This is a genomic window from Streptococcus sp. KHUD_015 (genome assembly GCF_051106265.1).
Lineage (GTDB): Bacteria > Bacillota > Bacilli > Lactobacillales > Streptococcaceae > Streptococcus.
In genome coordinates this window covers 752406-774925 of the sequence record NZ_CP193665.1, presented here as the reverse complement: position 1 = coordinate 774925, position 22520 = coordinate 752406, and the positions used below count along the sequence as shown (strand labels likewise).

Genomic DNA, 22520 nt, shown 5'->3' with positions numbered 1-22520 from the left:
AAAAGTCCACAGGACTTTTTCACTCCCACAAATCTTTCTATTTTTTTCTTCTACTAGTATAACAAAAAAAGGGAAGAAGGCAAACTTCCCTGTTTAGTCATTTTCTTCCCAATCGTGGTAAGCAGCATAGAGCTGGCTTTTATTCCACTGGTAAATCTTAGCAACTTCCTTGATAGCTTGATTTTTCTTCATACCTTGCTGGATGCGGGATTGGATTTCTAAGAACAAGTCTTCCTCGTCTTTTTCCTCCACATCCTGACTGGCACCTTCCACGATGAGAAGGCATTCACCCTTGAGAGGTGTTTCAGCGATACTTTCCAGCAATTCAGAGATTTTTCCTCGTTGGTATTCTTCGTAAATCTTTGTCAATTCTCTTACCAAGACTACCGAGCGGTCACCATAGACTTCTAGCATATTTTCTAGCGTATCTGCCACACGATGAGGCGATTCATAGAAAATTTGAGTTTCTGGATAGTCTTTTTTCAAGTCGAAAAATTGCTTTTGCTGGCCTGATTTTCTGGGTAAGAAGCCGTAAAATATGTGTGGCTGTGGCGCTAAACCACTGGCAATCAAGGCAGAAATTCCTGCAGAGGCACCTGGAACAGTGATAACTGCGATTTCTTCCTCAATCGCAGCCTTGACCAAATCATGGCCAGGGTCTGAAATGCTAGGCAGACCTGCATCGGATACCTGAGCAATACTTTGCCCTGCTTTCAGGAAACCAATCAAATCAGGAATCTTTTCCTTGGCATTGTGCTCATGAAAACTGATTTGCTTGGTAGAAATGTCAAAATGCTTGAGCAATAGACCTGTATTGCGCGTGTCCTCAGCAGCAATCCAGTCCACTTCTTTCAAGGTCTGAATAGCACGAAAGGTCATATCATCTAGATTGCCAATCGGCGTTGCCACTAGGTACAGCTTGCCATAGGGAGACTGCCCCTTAAAACTTTTTTGAATCTGCATGCCTACTCCCTGTATAACAACTCGTCACAGAACATACATTCCTCGTCCTGCTCTCGACGTTGTCCATAAAAATCATTACATACGTGAAATCCATCACGGTAAATGCGACGGACACTTTCGCGAACATGCTTGGCCTTGACAGGAGCATCTGCCTCCACCTCACCCAAGCGTTCGCGCAACTTAGAATTTTCCAAACGAAGAGCTGTATTTTCCTCTACCAGGCTCTTGAGATTTTTCTTGATGGCTTCCACATCGGCCAAGGTTACCAATAACTGTTGGGAAAAATCATCCAGCGCGTCAAATAATTCTTTTTTGTCCATAAAACAGCCCTTTCCTTTCTTTATCGTTCATTTTTGAGTTTATATTTCTTTCAAGATCAGATATTCCATGGCATTTTGAAAGCTGACATTAGCTTGCCACATTTTTCTAGCTTCTAGCAAATCTTGTAGAATCTGTCGAATCCTTGCTTGCAGAAGGTCCTGCCCACAGAGGAATTCGAGAATCCGTAAGACCTGATCTTGTTTTTCCTTGTCATCTGCCAAGTTGGCTAATTTAGCAACCTGCAGATAACTTTCTTTTTTCTTAGCTACTAACCAGGTCAGCAGGCGTTCACTTTCATCGATCAAGGTCCAAAAACTTGCCTGATTAGCCAACTTTTCTGCTTCAGCTCGCGATTGACTAAACTGAGCTAAGAGAGTCGCTTTTTTCTTAACCAGCCCCATTTGTTCTAAGAATAATATGAGTTTTTCTTCTTGCTTTTTAAAATGGAAAATCTGGGTTCGACTACGGATGGTCGGTAACATCTTTTCCTCATCGCTGGTCAAGAAGAAAATATAAACCTCACTCTGGGGTTCTTCGATGACCTTGAGCAGAGAGTTAGCTGCGTTAGGATGCATTTTCTCAGCTTGCTCGATAATAAAAACCTGTTGTTGACTTTCAATCCCTGCTTGGGAAAACTGACCCACCAATTCCCGAATGCGTTCTGTCTTGATGACCTGATTGACTGGCTTAATCAAGGTGACATCGGGAAACTCTTCCTGTTCAATCAACTTGCAGTTTCGGCATTTCTCACATGGTAAAACGCCTACCTTATCTGTACAAAAGAGGCTCTTAGCCAAAAACTGCGCCATTTCTAAGCTTCCAAAGAAACCTGAAAAGAGGTAAGCATGATTGAGCTGATTTTGCTCCAAGATACGGACAAAACGGTCAAACTGCTCTGGTTGCAAATCATTTAATCGCTCTTGCTTCATTTACTTAATCCCATTCTCTCAAACAAGACAGACTTGGTATCTTCCACCACTTGGTCCAAAGGAAGACTGGCATCAATCTTGGCAATACGGTCTCCTTCTTTCTCCAAAAGAGAAAGATATCCTTGACGGACCTTTTTATGCAAGTCTAAGCCTTCTAGGTCTAAACGATTGACCTCTCGATTGCTATTTGCTGCAATACGCGCCAGTCCTTCTTCCACCTCAATATCAAAATAAAGGGTTAAATCGGGTTTTAGTCCATCTGTAGCAAATTGATTAAGCCAATCAATGGCCTCGATATCTAAGCCTCGACCAAATCCCTGATAGGCAACAGAACTATCGATGAAGCGGTCCATAATGACCAACTTACTAGCGTCAAGGGCTGGAAGAACTTTTTCCACCAAGTGCTGTCTACGACTAGCAATATAGAGAAGGAGTTCTGTCTTAGCATCCATCTGAGTATGACTTGGGTCTAAAATCACTTGACGAATCTTCTCCCCAATCAAGACTCCGCCTGGCTCACGGGTCATCAGCACCTCTACTCCTTTTTCCTCTAAAATTGGGAGTAGAGCCTCTAAAACACTGGTCTTGCCTGCTCCCTCTGGCCCCTCAAGAGAGACTAAAAATCCTTTTGACATGTCTAACTCATTTCTTTTTTACTACTTCTATTCTATCAAAAAAATAGGGGTTTGTGACAATCTTTTTGTCTTCTCATTTCAACCACCATAAAAGAGGCAGTCAAAGCCACCTCTTATTTACCCAGTTTTTTAGTTCGTTTGTAGGCTTGATGAACTGCCTCCATAACGGTTCCTCTAAAGGCATGTGCTTCTAAGCTTGCTACACCAGCGATAGTCGAACCGCCTGGGCTGCATACTTGGTCTTTCAAAACTCCAGGATGTTGCTGGCTTTCTAAGACCAATTGCCCAGCTCCTACCACAGTTTGAGCCGCCATTTTCAATGCCGTTTCTCTTGGCAATCCAGTCTGAACACCTGCATCTGCCAAGGCCTCGATAAAAAGATAGACAAAGGCTGGTCCACAACCTGCAAGACCTGTCGCTGCGTCGATTAAACCTTCTCCTAGTTCAACCAAGAGACCTGCCTTGGCTAACAGCTGACAAAAGAGCTCACTGTCCTCAGCCCTGCAATTAGAAGACAAGGCATAACTAATCACTCCTTGCCCGATAGAAGCAGGGGTATTCGGCATCATACGAATAATTCGGTGTTGATTTGGAAGAAGACTAGCGAGTTTTTCTAAGGTCAATCCAGCTGCCATCGAAATCAAAAGAAGACTTTCTCTTTTTTCAAGGATGGTTTGATATTGAGAAAGCAAGTCTGAGAACTGAGCTGGCTTAACACCTAGAAAAATCACATCTGCGTCTGCGAAAATTTCTTCATTGCTAGAAGCCTGACCACCGAAGTCTGCAATGAAAGCATCCACCTTGGCTTGACTACGATTGGCAAGAAGAATCTGGGCACCCGTCTTGGTCTGCAAAACAGCCTTGGCCAAACTAGCTCCCATATTTCCTAAGCCGATAAATCCAATCTTCATCTCTTACTCCCTTATCTGTCCGTCACCAGTAACCACATACTTATAGCTAGTCAATTCTTTTAAGCCCATTGGACCACGCGCATGCAATTTCTGAGTAGAAATCCCCATTTCACAACCCAGACCAAATTGACCTCCATCTGTAAAACGCGTTGAGGCATTGACATAGACTGCTGCAGAGTCCACCTGATCTGTAAAGTAAGCTGCAGCCTCAGCATTTTCCGTCACAATGGCATCCGAATGATGGGTACTGTGGGCTTCAATATGGGCAACCGCTTCTTCTAAACTGCTCACAACCTTAACAGCTAGAATATAGTCTAAAAACTCGGTGTCAAAGTCTTTGGCCTCAGCTGCTTGACCTGAAACGAATTGGCTTGCTTTGCTATCCAAGCGGAATTGAATTGGCTCCAGTCCAGCTTCCTTACGCTCTGTAACTAGAACTTGCTCCAAGCGAGGAAGGAAGCTTGGAGCCTTGTCTTCATGAACGAGGAGAACCTCCATGGCATTGCAGACAGAAGGACGATTAGTTTTAGCATTATTGATGATAGACAGTGCCTTGTCGTCATCTGCATCCTTATCCACATAGACATGGACAATCCCAGTCCCTGTCTCGATAACAGGTACGATAGCATTTTCAACCACGGCATTAATCAAGCCAGCTCCTCCACGAGGAATGAGAAGATCTAGATAGCCCTTGGCCTTCATCATAGCATAGCTACTTTCACGGCTAGTATCTTCCACCAGTTGAATCACATCTGGATGAATGGTCGTTGTCTCCAAGCCCTTTTTCAAAGCTTTAACAATAGCATGGGCAGTTTGATAGGCATCCTTCCCACTACGAAGAACAACCGCATTTCCACTCTTGAGAGCCAAAGCTGCCGCATCAGACGTCACATTTGGACGGCTTTCATAGATAATACCAATAACCCCCATAGCCACACGTTTCTTTGTGATAACCAAGCCATTTTCAAGATGATTGGTTTCTAAAACTTCACCGATTGGATCTGGTAAAGCAACCACTTCACGAATCCCAGTTGCCATCGCTTCTATACGACTTTCATCCAAATAAAGACGATCCAGCATCACATCTGAGATTTTACCCTTAGCAGCTTCCATATCAAGGGAATTGGCCGCTAAAATTTCCTCTGTAGCAGCCACTAAGTGATCAGCCATGGCTAGCAAGGCTTGGTTTTTTACCTCTTCACTAGCTGTGTTGATCGATTTTTTAACAGCCTGTACCTGTTCAAATTGTTCTTGTGTACTTACCATAGTTTACCTCTAAAATTCTGTAAAGAGTAATTGGATTTCAGGAGTAATGGAAATCCAGTCATCACGGTGAATCAAGACACCCTTGGCTTTTTGAGAACGCAACATATCCTCCAAAGCAGAGGCTCCAAATTGCACGTGCCCTTTTCCAAGTGATTTTCCACTTTCCTTGTCAAATACTGTCACGATATCACCGTAAGAAAAGGCTCCTTCTGCTTCAACGATACCAGATAAGAGAAGACTCTTTCCATGTTGAGAGAGAGCTTCTGCAGCCCCTTTATCAACCCAAATAGAACCTTGACTCTGAGCATAGAAGGCCAGCCATTGTTTCTGGGTACGAAGTCCCTTCTCTTGCGCAACAAAGTAGGAACCATCCTTGGTCTCCTCAGCTGCTTCAATCATGGCATCTGGCTTCAAGGATGAGCAGATATAAACAGGAACGCCCGATTCTGTCGCGATAGTCGCAGCCTTGATTTTTGTTAGCATGCCCCCAGTTCCATTTGACGAGCCAGCTCCACCAGCCATATCAATAATCTCACGATTGATGGTCTCGATTCGCTCCAAGCGTTTGGCTCTTGGATCTGAATTAGGATTTCCAGTATAAAGACCATCTACGTCTGTCAGGAGAACCAAAAGGTCAGCTTTGACCATGGCCGCTACCTGTGCACTCAGAGTATCATTGTCCCCAACTTTGAGTTCATCAATGACGACACTATCATTCTCATTGATGATAGGAATCGCGCCACGGCTAAGTAGAACAGACAAAGCCTGATGGGCATTTTTATAACGGCGCTTATCCACAAAATCGTCCTGAGTCAGCAAGATTTGTGCAGAAACGATTTGGCGCAAGAGAAGATTTGTCGTGTATTCTTCCAACAAAAGCCCCTGCCCTACCGCTGCTGAAGCCTGTTTATCAGCAATCTTAGTCGGACGCTTTTTAAATCCTAAAGCCCCAAAACCAGCCGCAATGGCACCTGACGACACCAAAATCAATTCATGACCAGCCTCGTGCAACATAGATAACTGCTGGGTAATAGCCTTTACCTTACTACGTGATAAACTTCCATCCTCATTCGTCAGAGAAGAAGTCCCCACCTTAAAGACAATCCGTTTGTATTTCATAGTCTCACTCCGATTCTTCATATTTATCCATTATAACATGAATGACAGGAAATAGAAAAGAGTTAATAGGAAAAACCGCTACTCCTAAGAATAGCGGTTTAATCATGTTTTTAAGCTACTAATGTAGTTGCTCTATTATTTAAGAGTAACTGAAGCTCCAGCTTCTTCCAATTTAGCTTTGATTTCTTCAGCTTCTGCAGTTGCAACGCCTTCTTTAACAAGTGCTGGTGCACCGTCAACAAGTTCTTTAGCTTCTTTAAGTCCAAGACCAGTGATTTCACGTACAACTTTGATAACGCCAACTTTTTTATCGCCTGCAGATGTCAATTCAACGTCGAATGAATCTTTAGCAGCACCAGCGTCAGCAGCACCAGCTGCAGCAACAGCTACAGGAGCAGCTGCAGTTACACCAAATTCTTCTTCGATAGCTTTTACAAGGTCGTTCAATTCAAGGATTGAAGCTTCTTTAATTTCAGCAATAATGTTTTCAATGTTCAATGCCATTGTTATTTCCTCCAAATATGTTTTTAAATTTATAATATTTTTTGTAGCTAGGCTACGCTGCGTAGCTTAAGATTAAGCTGCGTCTTCTTTGTTGTCTGCAACCGCTTTGACTGCAAGAGCAACGTTGCGCACTGGCGCTTGAAGTACAGAAAGGAGCATAGAAAGAAGTCCTTCGCGGTTTGGAAGAGTTGCAAGAGCAAGAATCTCTTCTTTAGATGCGACAGCGCCTTCGATTGCACCACCTTTGATTTCAAGTGCTTCAGCGTTTTTAGAAAAGTCGTTCAAGATTTTCGCTGGCGCGATAACATCTTCATTAGAAAATGCTACTGCAGATGGTCCAACAAATACAGATGCAAGATCTTCAAGACCAGCTTTTTCAGCTGCACGACGCAAGATTGAGTTTTTAATCACTTTATACTCAACTTCGCTTCCACGAAGCTCACGACGAAGAACTGTATCTTGCTCAACTGTCAAACCACGAGCGTCTACAACGACGATAGATGCAGCAGCTTTCATTTTTTCAGCTACTACGTCAACTAGTTCCGCTTTTTTAGCAATAATTGCTTCACTCATTAGTGTGTTCACCTCCGTAATTATTTTGCTTGGGGAAATTTTTCCAAAAGAAAAACGCGCCCAAACCTAGACACGAAAGTACAATACGCTTCTTTTTACATGATACGTTTTGTCCTCGGTAGGATACTTATGAGTCGAGCTCCCCTACTGTCTTAGGCAGTTTTTTCAAACCGTATATAAGTATAGCATAGTCAAAAAAAGAATGCAAGATTTTTGCAAACTTTTTTTAAAATTTTTTCGTAATTTTTCTTTTAAAGTTCTACTGTCAGTACTTGATCTTGCTTCACAACTTGTTCTCCGGCAATATAGACATCATCAACATCACTGGATTTGACAGCATAGACTAAGTGGGAAAGCATATTTTCTTGGGGTTGAAGATGGATTTTCCCTTTTGGTTGAATGACTAGAAAATCTGCTTGCTTGCCAACTTCCAGACTCCCAATCTGTTCTTCCATTCCAAGAACCTTAGCCCCTTCGATTGTCAGCGCTTTTAGAGCCATTTCGATAGGAAATTGGCTGGCATCTCCACTTTTCATCTTCTGAAGAAGGGCTGCAGTCCGTCCTTCCTCAAACATATCTAGATTGTTATTGGAAGCAACCGAATCTGTCGCAATTCCTACTGCCACTCCTGCTTTTTGGAGCTGGATAATTGGAGCAATTCCTGAGGCCAGTTTGAGGTTGCTGATAGGATTGTGGGCGATAGCGACTTGAGAAGATGACAGACGTTCAATTTCTCTATCGTTTAGTTCTACCCCATGAGCAAAGACAGAAGGATGATCTAAGTAACCCAGTTCTTCTAGAAAAGCAAGGGGACGTTTGCCGTATCGTTTCAGGATAATTCCCGATTCTTCCTTGGTCTCCGCCACATGGATATGGAGAGGAATATTCAACTCTTTTGCCATATCTAAGCTTTCTTCCAGCCAGTCTCTACTACAACTGTAGGGAGAATGTGGGGCTACCATAACCTTGAAATTTGGATTTTTATATCCAATAATTTCCTCAATGATGGCTCGTGTTCTAGCAATGGTCTCAGCAGTTGTTTCTGTATCTGAAGAAAAGAGGGTCGGTGAGAAATAACAACGCATCTTGGAAGCCTTGACTACCTGATAAATCTGCTCAATCTCCACTCCATTGGGATTATACATATCGTTGAAGGTTGTTGTTCCTGACTGGAGCATTTCTGTCAGCGCTTCTTTGACCGCCTTGGTAGTCATGTCGGGAGTAAACTCAGCTTCTGCTGGCCATATATAGTCATTGAGCCATTCATGAAGATTGCTATCATCTCGAATCCCTCTCAAGCCTGTCATAGCAGAATGGGTGTGGCAATTGACCAAACCAGGCATGACCCAAGCTCCCTGATAGTCTATAATCTGCTCAGCTTGATCTAAAATCTCTGACTTCTCTTGACCGACATAGGCGATTTGAGAATCTTTAACAGCTAAGATTCCATCTAGATAGACATGGAAATCTTGATCACAAGTCACGATATTTACATGCTGATAGACTTTCATTATAGGCTCCTTTTCTAAAAGACAATTTATACTCTTTGAAAATCTATTCAAACCACGTCAGCTTCACTTTGGATTAGATATATGGTTACTGACTTCGTCAGTCTTATCTACAACCTCAAAACAGTGTTTTGAGCTGACTGCGGCTAGCTTCCTAGTTTGCTCTTTGATTTTCATTGAGTATTACAGTGAATAATTTTTCTAGATATTCTAACAAAAAAGTCACCCGAAGGCAACTTTTTTCGTTCATAAGATTTTAAAATAGGAAGGCTTATTCTGAGCTAAAAGCTGCAGCTTGCTGCATTTGGTAATACTTGCCCTTTCGAGCCATGAGTTCTTGATGATTGCCATACTCAACGATGTCACCATCCACCAAGACTAGAATTAAATCTGCATCCTGAATAGTTGACAAGCGGTGGGCGATGATAAAACTTGTACGTCCCTTCATGAGCTTAGCAAAGGCATCCTGAACCAATACTTCTGTCCGTGTATCGATGGAAGAAGTCGCCTCGTCTAAGATGAGAATCTTTGGAATAGCCAGAAAGACTCGCGCGATAGTCAAGAGCTGGGCTTGACCGACAGAGAGAGATTCTCCAGCTTTTTCCAACTTGGTATCGTATCCCAGTGGCAACTGTTGGATGAAAAAGTCTGCATTGGCTGCTTTGGCAGCAGCAATCACCTGCTCCCGACTAGCATCAGGATTTCCAAAGGCAATATTATCATGAATAGTCCCTTGCTTGAGCCAGGTTTCTTGGAGCACCATGCCAAACTGCTGGCGTAAGGAGGCACGACTATAGTCATAAATGGATTTCCCATCCAGCAAGATATCTCCCGAGTTAATAGGATAGAAACGCATAAGAAGATTGATAAGGGTTGATTTTCCAGCACCTGTCGGACCAACTATGGCTACCTTGCTACCGGCTGGGATATCGATAGATAAGTCCTTAATTAAAATCTTTTCAGGATGGTAGCCAAAAGACACATGCTTAAAGGAAATAGCTCCCTTGACTTGGTCACTGGTCAAGATTTCCTTACCTGTTTCAGCCACCTCAGGACTTTCTAAGACAGCATAGACGCGCTCTGCACAAGCCAGAGCGCTTTGCAACTCAGCTAGCACTGAAGAAATATCGTTAAAGGGCTTGGTATACTGCTGAATATAGTTCAAAAAAGTCACCAAACGACCAATGGTCAAGGTGGAGCCCATCATAATGCGATAAGCTCCTACTCCAGCTAAAAGTGCGTAAATGAGCGCATTTACAAAGCGAGTCGAAGGATTGACCGTTGAAGAATAAAAGATGGCCGACTGCGAATAGCCTGCGTAGTTGTCATTAGCATCATGCAGTCTTTGGATAAACTCTTCCTGAGCATTGAAGGACTGGATAATGGTCTGTTGGCTAAGCGATTCTTCAATCAACTGTGTCTGAATCCCCCTCGTCTCTGTTTGCTTCTGAAATAGATGATAGGAGCGTTTAGAAATAAAGCGTGAAATCACCATAGACAGTGGCGTCAACAGCAAGACCAAGAGGGTCATGAGGAGATGAATTTGGAGCATGGCTAGAATACTGACCAAAATCATCAAGATGCCAATGAAAAATTGGTTAAAAATCATGGTCAAGCCAGCTGCCAACTGTTCGATGTCTGTAGTTACACGACTAACCATTTCTCCACTTCCTTGCCGATCGACAAAAGCAATCGGTAAACGATGGAGTTTATGGATGATTCGCTCTCGCAAATCTTTAGTATAAGAAAAGATTAGGCGATTATAAAGGAGAGGATTGACCCATTGTACCAGAGTATTTCCTATAACTACCAAGAGCATCTGGAGAAAAATCTGCCAAAAAACTGGTGAAGAGCCAGTCACTAGGACCTGGTCAATGACCTTCCCAATCAGAATAGGTAGGTAGATCGATAAACCAACCTGGGCAATGGTTCCTAGAAAAGCTAGGAAAAGGAGGAAGGGATGACTTGCTAAATCTTTGGCCAAACGTGTGAGCGTCTGGTTTGCAGTTTGTCGTCTCATGCTAGTCCTCCTTTCCATGTTGGGATGCATTGATTTCACGATAGACTTGACTCGATTTCATCAAGTCCTCGTGCTTGCCGATAGCTAGTAACTCACCTTTTTCCAAGAGGAGAATCTTGTCAGCCATCTGTAAAGTCGAGGTTCGTTGAGAGATCAAGATTAAACTTGTATTTGGCAGATTTTCTCGGATAGCTTTCAAGAGACTAGACTCGGTAATGGTGTCCAGTGCCGAGGTAGCATCATCTAGGATGAGAAACGGAGCCTGGCCCAAGACTGCTCGTGCGATAGACAGCCTTTGTTTTTGACCGCCCGAGAAATTTCTTCCTCCTGCTTCAACTAGGGCATCCAAGAGTCCTTCCTTTTCACTGACAAAATCCTTAGCTTGCGCAATCTCCAAGGCCTGCCAAAGTTCTTGGTCACATAGTTCTTGATGTAAACCTAGAATCAAATTGGAACGAATGGTTCCTTTAAAGAGTTCGACCTTTTGGGGCACATAGGCAATCCAGGACCGCCACTCCTCTAAATTAAGAGGACTAGATCCATCTCGATAAGGGTAAATGCTTCCCTTGTCTGCTGGATAAAGTCCAAGTAAGACTTGCACCAAGCTTGACTTACCAGAACCCGTTCCCCCAATGATACCAAGGATTTGGCCTTGAGTCATATCAAAGGAAATGTCTCTCAGAGAAGGCTGGGCCGCATCAGGATAGGTAAAGGTCAATTCATGGACTTGTAAAACCTGATTACTGGTAGCTTGCTTTTGTTCTAATTCTGAATGGATATCTTCTGGAGGTTCGGCAAAGACTTCCTCGATTCGCTTAGCTGAGATGTAAGACTGGTTGAGAGAATTGATCAGCATGGCTAGCTTGACCAATTCCACCAAAATCTGTAAGAGATAGTTGATGAGGGCAATAAGAGCACCTTGACTGAGCAAGCCTCCTTGAATAGAAATATAGCCTTGCCAGATGATAACAAGGAGAGTTCCATTAACAATCAGATAGGTCAGAGGTGTTAATAAACTAGACCAGAAACCTGTTTTTTCTTGTAAACTAGCATAAACTTGATTAAGAGTTTGAAAAATCTGTAACTCTCGTTTTTCTTGTCCAAAAGCACGAATAACTCGCATGCCTTGTAATTGCTGGCGTGTTTCCTGAACCAGTTGGTCCGTTTTATTTCTGAGACTACTGTAGAGAGGATTGACCAGTCGAGAGAGCCCTACAATGACAATGGTCAAAATGACAACCATAACCAAGAACCAGAAAGTCATCTCAGCTGAGATGCGATAGGCCATAAAGATAGCGCCAAAGACAATAATAGGTGCTCGCAAAAAGAGACGCAGGAATTGATTGATACCAGTCTGAATCTGATAGGTGTCCGAAGTCAAGCGAGTCACCAAACTAGAAGTGGTCAGACAGTCTCTGCTATCCTTGGGCAAGGAAAGAATATGTCGATAAAGATCATCTGTCAGTCCTTTGGCAAATCCAACCGCAGCCTTAGCTGAGTAAAACTGAGCTACCAAGGCCACTACAACACCAATTACTGCAAAGATAAGGAGCAGACCAATCTGCATCCAGAGATGACCTTGATTTTTCTGGGGCAAGGATTGGTCAACAATCCCAGCAATCACCATGGGAACCAAGAGCTCAAACACAGCTTCTAACAGCTTGAACAAGGGGGCTAAAATTGATTCTGTGATGTAGGGTTTGAAGTAAGATAGTAAGTGTTTCATAAGTCCCTTCTATTCTTATTCTGGAAATGAAGAAAGTGGGAAGCACCCACCATCTCTGTTTTATTTGTTTAAGTAAGGCAGTAGATAGCCATATCCTTCCTCTTCCATCTCATCCTTGGCCACAAAGCGCAAGGATGCAGAATTAATACAGTAACGAAGTCCACCTAACTCCCGAGGTCCATCTGTGAAAACATGACCCAAGTGAGCATTGCCTGACCGAGAACGAACTTCGATTCGCTCCATTCCATGGCTGAGATCCTTGTAATAATGAATCAACTCTTTGGAAATCGGACGGCTGAAACTTGGCCAACCACAACCTGAGGCAAACTTATCCTTGGCAAAAAAGAGTGGCTCACCCGTCGTAATATCTACATAAATCCCTTCTTCAAAGGTTTGGTCATAGGCATTGGTAAATGGAGCCTCTGTAGCAGCTTCTTGGGTAACACGATAGGATTCTTCAGTTAAGCTTTCCTTTAACACCTCTTGACTAGGCTTTTCATAGTTTGCTGCATCAATCAATGGTTTCTCAGCATCGGTCACATCAATATGACAGTAACCTGAAGGATTTTTCTTGAGATAGTCTTGGTGGTAATCTTCAGCTAAAATATAGTGGCGAAGTTTCTCCACTTCTACTGCAATCTTTCGACCCAGCATGCGTTCCTGCTCCTGCACCACTGTGTAGATAGCTGGCAAGTCTGCTTCATCCTGGTAATATATACCGGTCCGATATTGACGACCACGGTCATTCCCTTGTTGATTGACTGATAATGGATCAATAACACGGAAATAATAAAGTAAAATCTCTCTAAGTGACACTGCCTTCTCATCGTAAATCACTTGAACCGTTTCTGCATGGTCTGTTTCTTTGAGCAACTGGTAATTGGTCGTTTCGACTTGACCATTAGCGTAGCCGACTCTGGTTGTTAGCACTCCAGAAATACGTGAAAAATACTCCTCTAAGCCCCAAAAACAACCACCTGCTAGATAAATTTCTGCCATCTTAATTTCTCCTTTATCAAGTTTTTAACTAATACTCTTCGAAAATCTCTTCAAACCACGTCAGCTTACATCTGCAACCTCAAAACAGTATTTTGAGCTAACTTCGTCAGTTCTATCCACAACCTCAAAACACTGTTTTAAGCAGCCTGCGGCTAGCTTCCTAGTTTGCTCTTTGATTTTCATTGAGTATAAACTTCTTTTCAAAAAAAGGATAGGAAGCCCTCTGGTCAAGAGTTTCCCCATCCTATCTTCTATTCTTTATTTTGCTTCGACACGGACACCTTGGGTATCAACTTTCAAGTCATGAAGTTTTCCTTTGAAAGGTTGCTTTTCCAATTCTGCCTTAATCGCTGGCATCTTGTCATGAGAAGCCAAAACCATAACTGTCGGCCCAGCACCAGAGAGGTAGGTTGCATAGGCACCATTTTCTTTGGCCACTTGCTTAATCGTCGCAAATTCTCTCACCAAGTCCTGACGATAGCGCTCGTGGAAGAGGTCTCCCTCGATTGCTTGCCCAGCGGTCACCATGTCTCCTGCCAACAAGGCCGCAACCGCCACATTGGCGATAGAACTAGCTGCAACAGCTTCCTTATAGGACAATTTCTTAGGCAAGACACCACGGCTGTCTCTAGTACGCAATTCATAGTTTGGAATGTAGGCTAGGAAGTCACACTCTGGGAAATCTGCTACGATAGCAGAGACTTGTCCTTCAACGGAACTTGCAATAACGAGATTTCCATAAATGGCTGGAGCCACATTGTCAGGATGACCTTCAATCTTGGTCGCCAGCTGCAATTTGTCATGGTCAGACAAGTTGAGCTTACCCAATTGATCGGCTAGTTCAATCCCAGCAACAATAACCGAGCTAGAAGAACCCAAACCACGCGCCAAGGGAACATTACTGGTCATTTTCAAGCGTCTAGGTTTCAAATCTGGTACAATTTGCAAAGCAATTTTGAGCAAGAGATTACGCTCGTCATGAGGAATCCATTTACCAATCTGGTGTTCAATCAACCACTCATCTCGTTCTTCGCAGACCTCGATTTGAAGGTACTTGGTTACAGCTACACCGACCGAGTCAAATCCTGGCCCGATATTGGCACTGGTTGCAGGTACAATAATCTTCATTTTATTCTCCTAGCACCTTGAAGGTATTCAAGAGGTCGAATTCTGAAACCTTCTTCAATTCAGCTGAGACATTTTCCAGCTGGGCTTTATTAATCTTGTGTGTAATGATAACGACACGCGCCTTGTCACCCTCTTTTCCGTCTTGGAGGATTTGCTTGAAGGAAATATCTTGGGCATTAAAGATTTCAGCCAACTTCAAGACCTGACCTTTTGAGTCTGGTGCCAAGATTGAGAAGTAGTAGTTTGCTTTAACATCCTCAGGATTTGCCAAGACCAAGGCACGGTTGTATTCGTTGAAGTCTTTACCGATGGTTCCATCATTCAGACGACGAACGATACGGACAATATCCGCCACCACACTTGTAGCAGTTGGTTTTTGACCAGCACCTGGTCCATAGTACATAGACTCACCAATACCGATAGATTCTACAAAGACAGCGTTCATTACCCCATTCACACTAGCAAGTGGGTGCGCTTTAGGAAGGAAGGTTGGAGTCACTTCTGCAGCAATTCCTGAAGGAGTTTCCTCAATAGAACCAACCAATTTCACTACATAGCCAAGTTCTTGGGCTACAGCTACATCTTCTGGTGTGATGTTGCGGATTCCCTTGTGGGCTACATCATCAAAAGCAACCTTCATGCCAAAGGCAAATTGGCTCAAAATCACCATCTTGTAGGCTGCATCAATCCCATCTACGTCATTTGTTGGATCGCTTTCTGCAAATCCAAGTCTTTGCGCTTCCGCAAGAGCATCGTCGTAAGACCATCCTTCTTCCACCATCTTGGTCATCATGAAGTTAGAAGTTCCATTGACTACACCAAGCACGCGCGTGATTTTATCAGAAGCCAAGGAATTTGCTAGAGTACGAAGAATTGGAATCCCACCAGCTACTGCTGCTTCGTAGTAAAGTGCTACCTTGTTAGCTTTAGCGATTTCTAACAATTCTGCACCATGGACAGCCAAAAGGTCCTTGTTAGCAGTAACAACATGCTTTCCAGCTTCCAAGGCACGAGTGATAAAGGTCTTAGCAGGTTCGATACGCCCCATCAATTCCACTACAATCGTAATGTCTTTGTCTGATAAAATATCATCTACATTGGTTACAAAGTTAAAGTCATTCCCTGCTGCAAGCAAGCGATTCTTTTCATCTTCATCCTTGACCAATACCTTGGCAACTTCAATCTCTGAATGTGCTGATTGATTGATTTTTTCTCCATTTTCCTTTAGGAGGAAAGGCACGCCACTTGCAACGGTACCAAATCCTAGTAAAGCAATTTTAACTGTCATGTTTGTCTCCTCGAAATTTTCTAATATAGCCATTATAACAGAATTTTGTGAAAATTCCTATTATAGTAAATCACTATTTCAGTTTAGAAAAGAAAAAAACGAATCAAACGATTCGCTCTTCCTAAAATTTAGAAATAATTTTCCAGAAATGATTATCCAATCTTTTGCAGATTGATCACTGCATCGTGATTCATCAAGACTTGGCCATACTCTTGTAAGACTGAACGACTGATATCACTATCTTCCGCAAACTCGCGCATACGAGCCAACAGCCAAGCTGGATATGGACTTGGATGATTTTCAATATCGACTAAAATGGTCAAATAATAGCGCTCATTCATCTTGTAGAGTTCAGAAGTTTCCATCTCAAAAGTCACTGTCTTGGCAAAAGCCACCAAATCAGCTAACTTAGAAAAAGAAAGGATGTAGTAGATGTAAGGCTCTTTCTTGCTTTCAACTTCTTGTTCAGCCTGTTCCTGCTCTTCTTCCCTGGCTTCTACTTGCTCTAGAGATTGAATGGCTTCGATATCATCCTTGGTTTTATCTGCGATGCTTTTTTCTAAGGTTTTGATAAATTCATCTGGCGACATTTGAGCCAATTCTTCCATATCTGGCAAATCCGATAAGTCTTCAAAATCTAGATTTTGGTCAATCTTTGACTTGGTTACAAAGACGTCCACCTTATCAGGTTTTGGAGTCACACGGAAGCTCAACATGCCTGTATCCAGAAAGCTCTCAGGCATCTCTAACTCATCCAAGATAGCATAAAAGAACTCTTCTGTTTTTTCTTGAGGAACAAGAAAGTCAGCAATCTCCATTCCTCGATCCATCAAATCCTCTAAAGACATCGTGATTTTCAAAGTTGTATCACTAATTTGTTTCATTTTCATTGCTAGTAACCTCATACTTTCAGTTCTATCTATTATACTAGATTTTTATGATTTTATCAAAAGAAGGCTTCTCTGTCGGGATAGATTTTCCCTAGGGTAACTTCTGTAGAAGACTCTAAAAGAAAATTTCTGCAGACAAATAGAAAAAAGCCTTCAAAATCAGCTCTTGTCCGACTTTGAAGACCTAATGTATCAGAATGCTTATAATTTAAAGGTTGCTACACCGAGGATAGAACGATTTAAGTTTCGAAGAATTTGAAGACTTTGCTCAAATTTCTTATAACGAGTTACTCCGTACTCTTCAACAAGAAGGACTGTATCTCTTTCCAAAAGAGATGATACATCTTGTAAATCTACAAAATGCATTCCTTTTAAAGCCTCTTGACTCTGTTTCAATTTATCTAGGATAGCTTTATTTGAGCTAACGATGGTCAATTCCTGTCCAGCATTTTTGTATGACAAGACATCTGCTAGGTTAGCAATTGTTGTAATCTCTGTTACAAAATCAATTTGATATTGAGAAAAATCACCTGCTCTATTGATTGTTGGATTAAAGAGATAAATCAACACATTTCCCATTACAACCAAAATCACACAAATCACTCCAATAACAGCTAAACGAAGAATCAGATTTTTCACATTTAATCCAAGCGCTGTCTCACCATTTGCATTCAATTCTTTAGAGTTGATGGTTTCCAATTTTTCAATTTTCACATTTGCATAAGTGTGTTTAAATTTCTCAATCAATCCATCAATTTTTCGCTCCAACAAGTCATTAGCGTCTTTACTTGGTGTCAAAATTTTCACACCAACCCCTGCATCGTCAATCATATAGTAAACGGTCAGTTTTTTCCACCAATAGTCACTTGTAGAATTTTTCAAGGTTGTCTCTGTCGTATCCAATTCACTGGCAATTTTTTTCAACTCACTCGGCTCTACATCATTGAAAAGATAAGCTCCATTCAAATTCCCATCAATCAATTTTCCGTAGAAATCACTATAACCACCAATTTGATGATTCAAAATTGTTTTAGCTGAATCTTCTGGAGGGGTGATTTTATAGCTGATATAAGTTGAATAACTTGTTGTGTCTTTGACAGTATTTTTATTCTTAACTGCTTTAATTGTAAATGGTACAGCAATGAGAGCAAATAAAGCGATGAGAGCTAGGATATTTGCTTTTCGTTTTTTGTAAAGATTTGCAAACAAATCAGCTACTGAATAATGTTCAAACATGATTTTTTTCTCCTTTGTTTAGTAAATACTGGTTTTCTTTTGTAAGCATTTTTGCTACAAATATAATCACAAGAACAATTCCCCAGAATTGCATTGTAAATAAATTGAAGAAACTTTCTGAAAAGCTACTTCTAGGCATAAAGAATAGATTATTCAAAATGAGTAAGGATAAGGCAAATAGGATTGTTCTTGAACGATAGGCTACTTGCAGCATGGCTATGAATAACATACCTAGTAAGAGACTAAGTAGAAAGACTCCTATCATACCATAATCGGTATACAATTCCATAATATAGCTACTTCCGATACCATGTCCTTTCAAGTATTCCTTGTTCAAAACAAGATAGGATAGATTGTGGGCATAACTATTACTATCAATAGCTAGTTCCACACTATTGGTTGTATGCTCAAAGGCTTTTCCTCCGAAAATAGCCCCCAAACTTCCCCTTGCAAAATAATCAAAGACAGGACCAAAAGTGAAATTACGGAAATCTCGATAAGGTAGGCTACTGTTAAATAGAAAACCTCGAGCCAAAACACCAAAACTGGTCCCTTGTTTATAGATAAAGTCGAGCAGGATATCCCAGAAACCTGTATGGGAAACTTGAACATTATCCCGTACATAATTGAGCACTCCCATTGCTAACATGAGAAGAGGAGAACCAACAAAAATCGCTAACTTTTCTTTAAACCCAATCCATTTTCCTTTTTCAGTTTGCTCCCTCATAAAGTAATAAACAAAAGCAAATAAAATACTTAAAATAAAGGGATTTCGTGTCCCGATTGCCAAATGAATGGTATTAGCTGCAATAAAGGAGACAAGTACTGCTGTTGCCTGCAATTTCTTTGGCTTGGTTGCCAAATACATACACATTGCATAGACCGTAAAGGTAGATAAAATGTAGGTAAAATAGGGCAGTTTACTTTCAAAGTTTGCATAGTATGCATAGTAGGAAGTCTGCAAGCGATACAGGAGCCGTTCAAATAAGCGAATGAAATAGAAAGGATAGGTTAGAAGAAAAACTCCTAGCGATACAAAGCGTAGCCGCTTGATGTAAACATCTTTTAGAGAACTTCCTATATTTGGTACTTTTATATTCTTCCTAGCTATGAAGTAACGAGCCAGGACGCCTCCTGTGGTCAAGCCCAGAATCGAAACCATAACGACTATAAAGGCAAAGCGATAGGCTATTGGATGATAGGTATCCAGAGCGCCATCCCTAAAATAATCAATGGTCGGTCTTGATACTAGGAAGACGAAAATAGTTAAATAGAAAATAAAATGGATTAAGTAATACTTGATATCATTCCAACAAGCAATTAAGCTACTAACTAACAAGAACAATAAAGTAGAAAGTAAGCTAACATTATTATTATTAAACAGATACACAATTCCACTTACTAGCGTCAAGGCATAGCTGACTATGGTCAAACTAAATAATAATCGTTTTCCATCAATCACTTGCTCACCCCCGTTCTAATGTAATTTTTTAGATTTTTCAATATTTTTTAGTAATAAGAATCGGTATAAGGAAATATTTATGAATAGGGCCAAAGCACTAATTCTTCTCCCCTTACGGAAAATTGGATTCCTAGAAATAGCAAAGGCATTGCCTTTTAAAAAACGATGAATCTGAGAATAGGCTTCAAACTGTTTATACTGATCATCTAGCAACATCTTATCCAGAATAAAGAAGTGGGCATAGGCCAATCTGAAAAAAGCGACCTCTTTCAAGTCAGGATAGTTTTTCACAACTTCATTATAAAACTTTTGGTAGATATCAATATAGGCTAAATCCTTCTCTGCATAGGGTTTGGTCGTAATACTATCCCCTCTATGGAAATAGTAATAATAGGGTTTAGTATTAACCACATACTTCTTGGCCAACTTGATTAAATCAAAATGGTAATAGGCATCTTCGTAAATCAACCCCTTAGGAAAGGATAGAGCAGTTGCAATCTGTCTCTTGATTAGCTTATTGCAAATCGTTCCAGGTATTTTTTCACCTATGAGGTATTCCCTCAGAAATGTTTGGGAATCACAGACAAAATAGTCATCCTGATTGACTGATTGTGGACTTTCATCATTAGCATAGACATTCATGACACCACAGCTCGAAACATCGGCATCTTCTTGCATTATTTGCTCATATAAGCTCTGAATCATTTCTGGATGGATATAATCATCTGAGTCAATAAAAATCAGATAATCCCCATGAGCCTGCTTCATTCCATCATTTCGTGCCTGTGACAATCCTTCATTCTGTTTATGAAGCACTGACACCCTGTCATCTTGTTCAGCGATTGAATCACACAAGCGACCACTTTCATCCGTTGCTCCATCATCAACAAGAATGATTTCCAGATTTTGATAGGTCTGCTTCTGAATGGAAGCTATCGATTTTTCTAGGTACTGTGCCACATTATAGACTGGCACAATGACACTAATTAATGCAGTTTCCATGCTACTCCTCTAATAGTTTTTCTACTTGTTCGATTTGTTTGGCAATTGTGAATTGTTGAATGAATTGGCTAGCCTCATTAACATCGAAGTTTGAGGCAGAAGTCATGTAGTTCGTAATTGCCTGAGCCGCCTCTTTATTGCTCTCAATGATTTGTCCAAATTGTCCGTCTTGGGATAATTCCTCAGCACCTCCAACATCCGTAGAGACAAAAGGAAGTCCTAAACTCAAGGCCTCCACATACACTCCAGGAAAACCTTCTTGTTTAGACATAGACAAGAGAACTTTCATCTGAGACAAATACTGATAAGGATTTTTTTGATAACCAAGGAAATGTACATAGTCTTCAAGCTTATACTCTTTGACTCTTTTTTTCAGTTCCTCTTCCATGTCACCAGTCCCTATGAAGTAAAGATGATAGTTTTTTCCCTCTTGGTGCAATAACCGTATCACTTCCACCACACGGTCAGAACCCTTATTTTCCTCAATCCGTCCGATAGTACAGATACTTTGAGGTGAAATCTCGATATCGATCTTCTCTTGAGATTTTTCTAAAATAGTCTTAAAATCATATCCATTGTAGACCGTCTGTAATTTCGAAGCATAATCTGGATAGACTTCCTTGATAGAATTGCTGGTTTTATTCGAAATTCCTACAATGGTATCCGCAGCATCCAACTGGCGTCTATGTGATTCCCTTTTTGAGCTATCATTAAGAAATTCTTCAATACTTCCATGAATCCAAGAGATTTTCTTGACTTCTTTTCTTTTAGAGAACAAGAGTGGTGGATTCATAATGGTAAAGGAAACTTCAACATCATAGTCATCTTTCACAAGCAAACGCCGAGTCAGTCTTGGAAAATAAATTCTCATTCTCCACAAAAGAGCTCGTAACCATCTGGCTTGGCGATAATCCTGAAAGGATTTTAGTATTCGTACATGTTTAGGAACTGATTCGTATCCCTTGTCAAAATGTTCCATTTCAAGAATATCAATATCATACTTTTCTGGATCCAGATTTGAAACAATGGTAGATAGAATCTTCTCTGCTCCACCTCCGAGAGAAAAAGACCACATAAAAAATAAGATTTTTTTCTTAGCCACCATATTCTCCCTTGTATTCTGTATAAGACTTATCCATATCAGCGATGACAGCATCATGATGCGGTACCTGTTTATCTGCTGGCGGAGGAGTCATATAATCCCCAAAAGCAGTGCTGAGATAAGCATCATAACCAACTGGAATAGGCATCTCTGTTCCTTCAAAGGACAAGAAAAGATTATCTTCAAAAGATGCGATTGGGTACTTGTTTCTCATGTAGCCAGGACCTGAGCATAATTCCGTGATGCCATCACTCTCAGCTAGACCATATTTGGTCATTTCTTTCTCAGCTTTTTTCCAAATGCGATAACGGAGAGATTTGGGCGTCACGCCCAGTAAAATACGACTTCCCCATTTCATGAGAGCCCCATGCTTTTCTGGAATAGTTTGGGCACAAAAAAGTGAATAAATCAGGGCCCAGCGAACCTGTTTCTTCCGCTCAGCTGGATTTTTCGGATAATAATCCAAAGGCAAGACATCCAAGGCCAAACCATGTGGCAAATCCAAATCCTGCTGATAAGGTTTGATACAGGTCGTTTCCTTGTCACGAATGGTAATAAAAAGATTGCGGTCGACAAAATCCGCGTTACTCTTTGACAAGAAATAACGTTCATCTGCATAACGAGGCCATAATTCTGCCAATTTTTCATAGTCCTTACGGGGCATAAAAAAGTCTAGGTCATCGTCCCAAGGAATGAAACCCTTGTTTCGAAGGGCACCAATAGCACCTCCACCACAAAGATAGCAAAGCAAATCATGTTCTTTACAAAAAGCCACAAAATATTCAGCCATCTCCAGACTACGAGCCTGAATTGCTTTTAAATCAGTCATATTGTTCATTATTCTTTCTATCGTATCGTTTCATTATACCACAAATTAGGACTGAAAATCTATTGCAGACTGTAAAAAATCAAAGCCTGACTACTATCCAAATAGCTAT

At 41.3% G+C, this 22520-nt stretch carries 21 protein-coding genes and 1 other annotated feature; all 21 genes read right to left on the bottom strand.

The window, feature by feature from the left end:
• Nucleotides 1-93: 93 nt before the first annotated feature.
• Nucleotides 94-963, bottom strand: coding sequence for a 16S rRNA (cytidine(1402)-2'-O)-methyltransferase (gene rsmI, locus ACORHU_RS03570; RefSeq protein ID WP_434364840.1), 870 nt, complete (start codon nt 961-963; stop codon nt 94-96).
• A 2-nt stretch (nt 964-965) separates the two neighbouring features.
• Nucleotides 966-1283 carry a DNA replication initiation control protein YabA gene (gene yabA, locus ACORHU_RS03565; RefSeq protein WP_000358228.1) on the bottom strand — a complete coding sequence of 106 codons (318 nt, stop codon included), beginning with the start codon at nt 1281-1283 and terminating at the stop codon, nt 966-968.
• 39 nt (nt 1284-1322) lie between these two features.
• The gene (locus tag ACORHU_RS03560) at nt 1323-2213 is read right to left on the bottom strand and encodes a DNA polymerase III subunit delta' (RefSeq protein ID WP_434364828.1); all 891 of its coding nucleotides are present in this window, start codon (nt 2211-2213) and stop codon (nt 1323-1325) included.
• Complete coding sequence (tmk, locus tag ACORHU_RS03555) at nt 2210-2848, bottom strand: dTMP kinase (protein WP_061087814.1); 639 nt, start codon at nt 2846-2848, stop codon at nt 2210-2212. Before tmk ends, ACORHU_RS03560 begins: the two co-directional genes overlap by 4 nt.
• Before the next feature lie 113 nt (nt 2849-2961).
• Nucleotides 2962-3759 (bottom strand): pyrroline-5-carboxylate reductase, encoded by a 798-nt coding sequence (gene proC, locus ACORHU_RS03550; protein WP_434364826.1) that lies wholly within the window; start codon nt 3757-3759, stop codon nt 2962-2964.
• Between the two features lie 3 nt (nt 3760-3762).
• Nucleotides 3763-5025, bottom strand: a complete 1263-nt coding sequence (locus ACORHU_RS03545; protein WP_434364824.1) for a glutamate-5-semialdehyde dehydrogenase — start codon at nt 5023-5025, stop codon at nt 3763-3765.
• A gap of 9 nt (nt 5026-5034) precedes the next feature.
• Nucleotides 5035-6144: a glutamate 5-kinase gene (gene proB / locus ACORHU_RS03540; RefSeq protein WP_434364822.1), complete on the bottom strand. Its 1110-nt coding sequence runs from the start codon at nt 6142-6144 to the stop codon at nt 5035-5037.
• 135 nt (nt 6145-6279) lie between these two features.
• A complete protein-coding gene (rplL, locus tag ACORHU_RS03535) occupies nt 6280-6648 on the bottom strand; it encodes a 50S ribosomal protein L7/L12 (RefSeq protein WP_001196965.1) in 369 nt (122 codons plus the stop codon).
• A 72-nt stretch (nt 6649-6720) separates the two neighbouring features.
• Complete coding sequence (gene rplJ / locus ACORHU_RS03530) at nt 6721-7221, bottom strand: 50S ribosomal protein L10 (protein WP_001287277.1); 501 nt, start codon at nt 7219-7221, stop codon at nt 6721-6723.
• 39 nt (nt 7222-7260) lie between these two features.
• Nucleotides 7261-7396, bottom strand: a sequence feature (ribosomal protein L10 leader region).
• A gap of 76 nt (nt 7397-7472) precedes the next feature.
• Nucleotides 7473-8732: a TRZ/ATZ family protein gene (locus ACORHU_RS03525; protein ID WP_434364819.1), complete on the bottom strand. Its 1260-nt coding sequence runs from the start codon at nt 8730-8732 to the stop codon at nt 7473-7475.
• A gap of 268 nt (nt 8733-9000) precedes the next feature.
• Nucleotides 9001-10749, bottom strand: coding sequence for an ABC transporter ATP-binding protein (locus ACORHU_RS03520; protein ID WP_434364817.1), 1749 nt, complete (start codon nt 10747-10749; stop codon nt 9001-9003).
• Between the two features lies 1 nt (nt 10750).
• Complete coding sequence (locus ACORHU_RS03515; RefSeq protein ID WP_434364815.1) at nt 10751-12475, bottom strand: ABC transporter ATP-binding protein; 1725 nt, start codon at nt 12473-12475, stop codon at nt 10751-10753.
• 60 nt (nt 12476-12535) lie between these two features.
• A complete protein-coding gene (gene msrB / locus ACORHU_RS03510) occupies nt 12536-13474 on the bottom strand; it encodes a peptide-methionine (R)-S-oxide reductase MsrB (protein ID WP_434364813.1) in 939 nt (312 codons plus the stop codon).
• Between the two features lie 258 nt (nt 13475-13732).
• The gene (gene thrB / locus ACORHU_RS03505; protein ID WP_434364811.1) at nt 13733-14602 is read right to left on the bottom strand and encodes a homoserine kinase; all 870 of its coding nucleotides are present in this window, start codon (nt 14600-14602) and stop codon (nt 13733-13735) included.
• Nucleotide 14603: 1 nt separating this feature from the next.
• Nucleotides 14604-15890 carry a homoserine dehydrogenase gene (locus ACORHU_RS03500; protein ID WP_434364809.1) on the bottom strand — a complete coding sequence of 429 codons (1287 nt, stop codon included), beginning with the start codon at nt 15888-15890 and terminating at the stop codon, nt 14604-14606.
• 152 nt (nt 15891-16042) lie between these two features.
• Nucleotides 16043-16780, bottom strand: coding sequence for an adaptor protein MecA (mecA, locus tag ACORHU_RS03495; protein WP_434364807.1), 738 nt, complete (start codon nt 16778-16780; stop codon nt 16043-16045).
• 201 nt (nt 16781-16981) lie between these two features.
• The gene (locus tag ACORHU_RS03490) at nt 16982-18016 is read right to left on the bottom strand and encodes a hypothetical protein (RefSeq protein WP_000461489.1); all 1035 of its coding nucleotides are present in this window, start codon (nt 18014-18016) and stop codon (nt 16982-16984) included.
• Nucleotides 18009-19478 (bottom strand): O-antigen polysaccharide polymerase Wzy family protein, encoded by a 1470-nt coding sequence (locus ACORHU_RS03485; RefSeq protein ID WP_000565093.1) that lies wholly within the window; start codon nt 19476-19478, stop codon nt 18009-18011. Before ACORHU_RS03485 ends, ACORHU_RS03490 begins: the two co-directional genes overlap by 8 nt.
• Nucleotides 19479-19493: 15 nt before the next feature.
• Nucleotides 19494-20480 carry a glycosyltransferase family 2 protein gene (locus ACORHU_RS03480; protein WP_000446986.1) on the bottom strand — a complete coding sequence of 329 codons (987 nt, stop codon included), beginning with the start codon at nt 20478-20480 and terminating at the stop codon, nt 19494-19496.
• 1 nt (nt 20481) lies between these two features.
• Entirely contained in the window at nt 20482-21585 is a 1104-nt protein-coding gene (locus ACORHU_RS03475; RefSeq protein ID WP_434364804.1) for a glycosyltransferase, read from the bottom strand.
• Nucleotides 21575-22420: a LicD family protein gene (locus ACORHU_RS03470; RefSeq protein WP_434364803.1), complete on the bottom strand. Its 846-nt coding sequence runs from the start codon at nt 22418-22420 to the stop codon at nt 21575-21577. Before ACORHU_RS03470 ends, ACORHU_RS03475 begins: the two co-directional genes overlap by 11 nt.
• Nucleotides 22421-22520 lie beyond the last annotated feature (100 nt).

Excerpts from the sequence above, each read along its gene's own strand:
- rsmI (WP_434364840.1), bottom strand. The coding sequence starts at position 963 with ATGCAGATTCAAAAAAGTTTTAAGGGGCAGTCTCCCTATGGCAAGCTG.
- yabA (WP_000358228.1), bottom strand. The coding sequence starts at position 1,283 with ATGGACAAAAAAGAATTATTTGACGCGCTGGATGATTTTTCCCAACAG.
- ACORHU_RS03560 (WP_434364828.1), bottom strand. The coding sequence starts at position 2,213 with ATGAAGCAAGAGCGATTAAATGATTTGCAACCAGAGCAGTTTGACCGT.
- tmk (WP_061087814.1), bottom strand. The coding sequence starts at position 2,848 with ATGTCAAAAGGATTTTTAGTCTCTCTTGAGGGGCCAGAGGGAGCAGGC.
- proC (WP_434364826.1), bottom strand. The coding sequence starts at position 3,759 with ATGAAGATTGGATTTATCGGCTTAGGAAATATGGGAGCTAGTTTGGCC.
- ACORHU_RS03545 (WP_434364824.1), bottom strand. The coding sequence starts at position 5,025 with ATGGTAAGTACACAAGAACAATTTGAACAGGTACAGGCTGTTAAAAAA.
- proB (WP_434364822.1), bottom strand. The coding sequence starts at position 6,144 with ATGAAATACAAACGGATTGTCTTTAAGGTGGGGACTTCTTCTCTGACG.
- rplL (WP_001196965.1), bottom strand. The coding sequence starts at position 6,648 with ATGGCATTGAACATTGAAAACATTATTGCTGAAATTAAAGAAGCTTCA.
- rplJ (WP_001287277.1), bottom strand. The coding sequence starts at position 7,221 with ATGAGTGAAGCAATTATTGCTAAAAAAGCGGAACTAGTTGACGTAGTA.
- ACORHU_RS03525 (WP_434364819.1), bottom strand. The coding sequence starts at position 8,732 with ATGAAAGTCTATCAGCATGTAAATATCGTGACTTGTGATCAAGATTTC.
- ACORHU_RS03520 (WP_434364817.1), bottom strand. The coding sequence starts at position 10,749 with ATGAGACGACAAACTGCAAACCAGACGCTCACACGTTTGGCCAAAGAT.
- ACORHU_RS03515 (WP_434364815.1), bottom strand. The coding sequence starts at position 12,475 with ATGAAACACTTACTATCTTACTTCAAACCCTACATCACAGAATCAATT.
- msrB (WP_434364813.1), bottom strand. The coding sequence starts at position 13,474 with ATGGCAGAAATTTATCTAGCAGGTGGTTGTTTTTGGGGCTTAGAGGAG.
- thrB (WP_434364811.1), bottom strand. The coding sequence starts at position 14,602 with ATGAAGATTATTGTACCTGCAACCAGTGCCAATATCGGGCCAGGATTT.
- ACORHU_RS03500 (WP_434364809.1), bottom strand. The coding sequence starts at position 15,890 with ATGACAGTTAAAATTGCTTTACTAGGATTTGGTACCGTTGCAAGTGGC.
- mecA (WP_434364807.1), bottom strand. The coding sequence starts at position 16,780 with ATGAAAATGAAACAAATTAGTGATACAACTTTGAAAATCACGATGTCT.
- ACORHU_RS03490 (WP_000461489.1), bottom strand. The coding sequence starts at position 18,016 with ATGTTTGAACATTATTCAGTAGCTGATTTGTTTGCAAATCTTTACAAA.
- ACORHU_RS03480 (WP_000446986.1), bottom strand. The coding sequence starts at position 20,480 with ATGGAAACTGCATTAATTAGTGTCATTGTGCCAGTCTATAATGTGGCA.
- ACORHU_RS03475 (WP_434364804.1), bottom strand. The coding sequence starts at position 21,585 with ATGGTGGCTAAGAAAAAAATCTTATTTTTTATGTGGTCTTTTTCTCTC.
- ACORHU_RS03470 (WP_434364803.1), bottom strand. The coding sequence starts at position 22,420 with ATGAACAATATGACTGATTTAAAAGCAATTCAGGCTCGTAGTCTGGAG.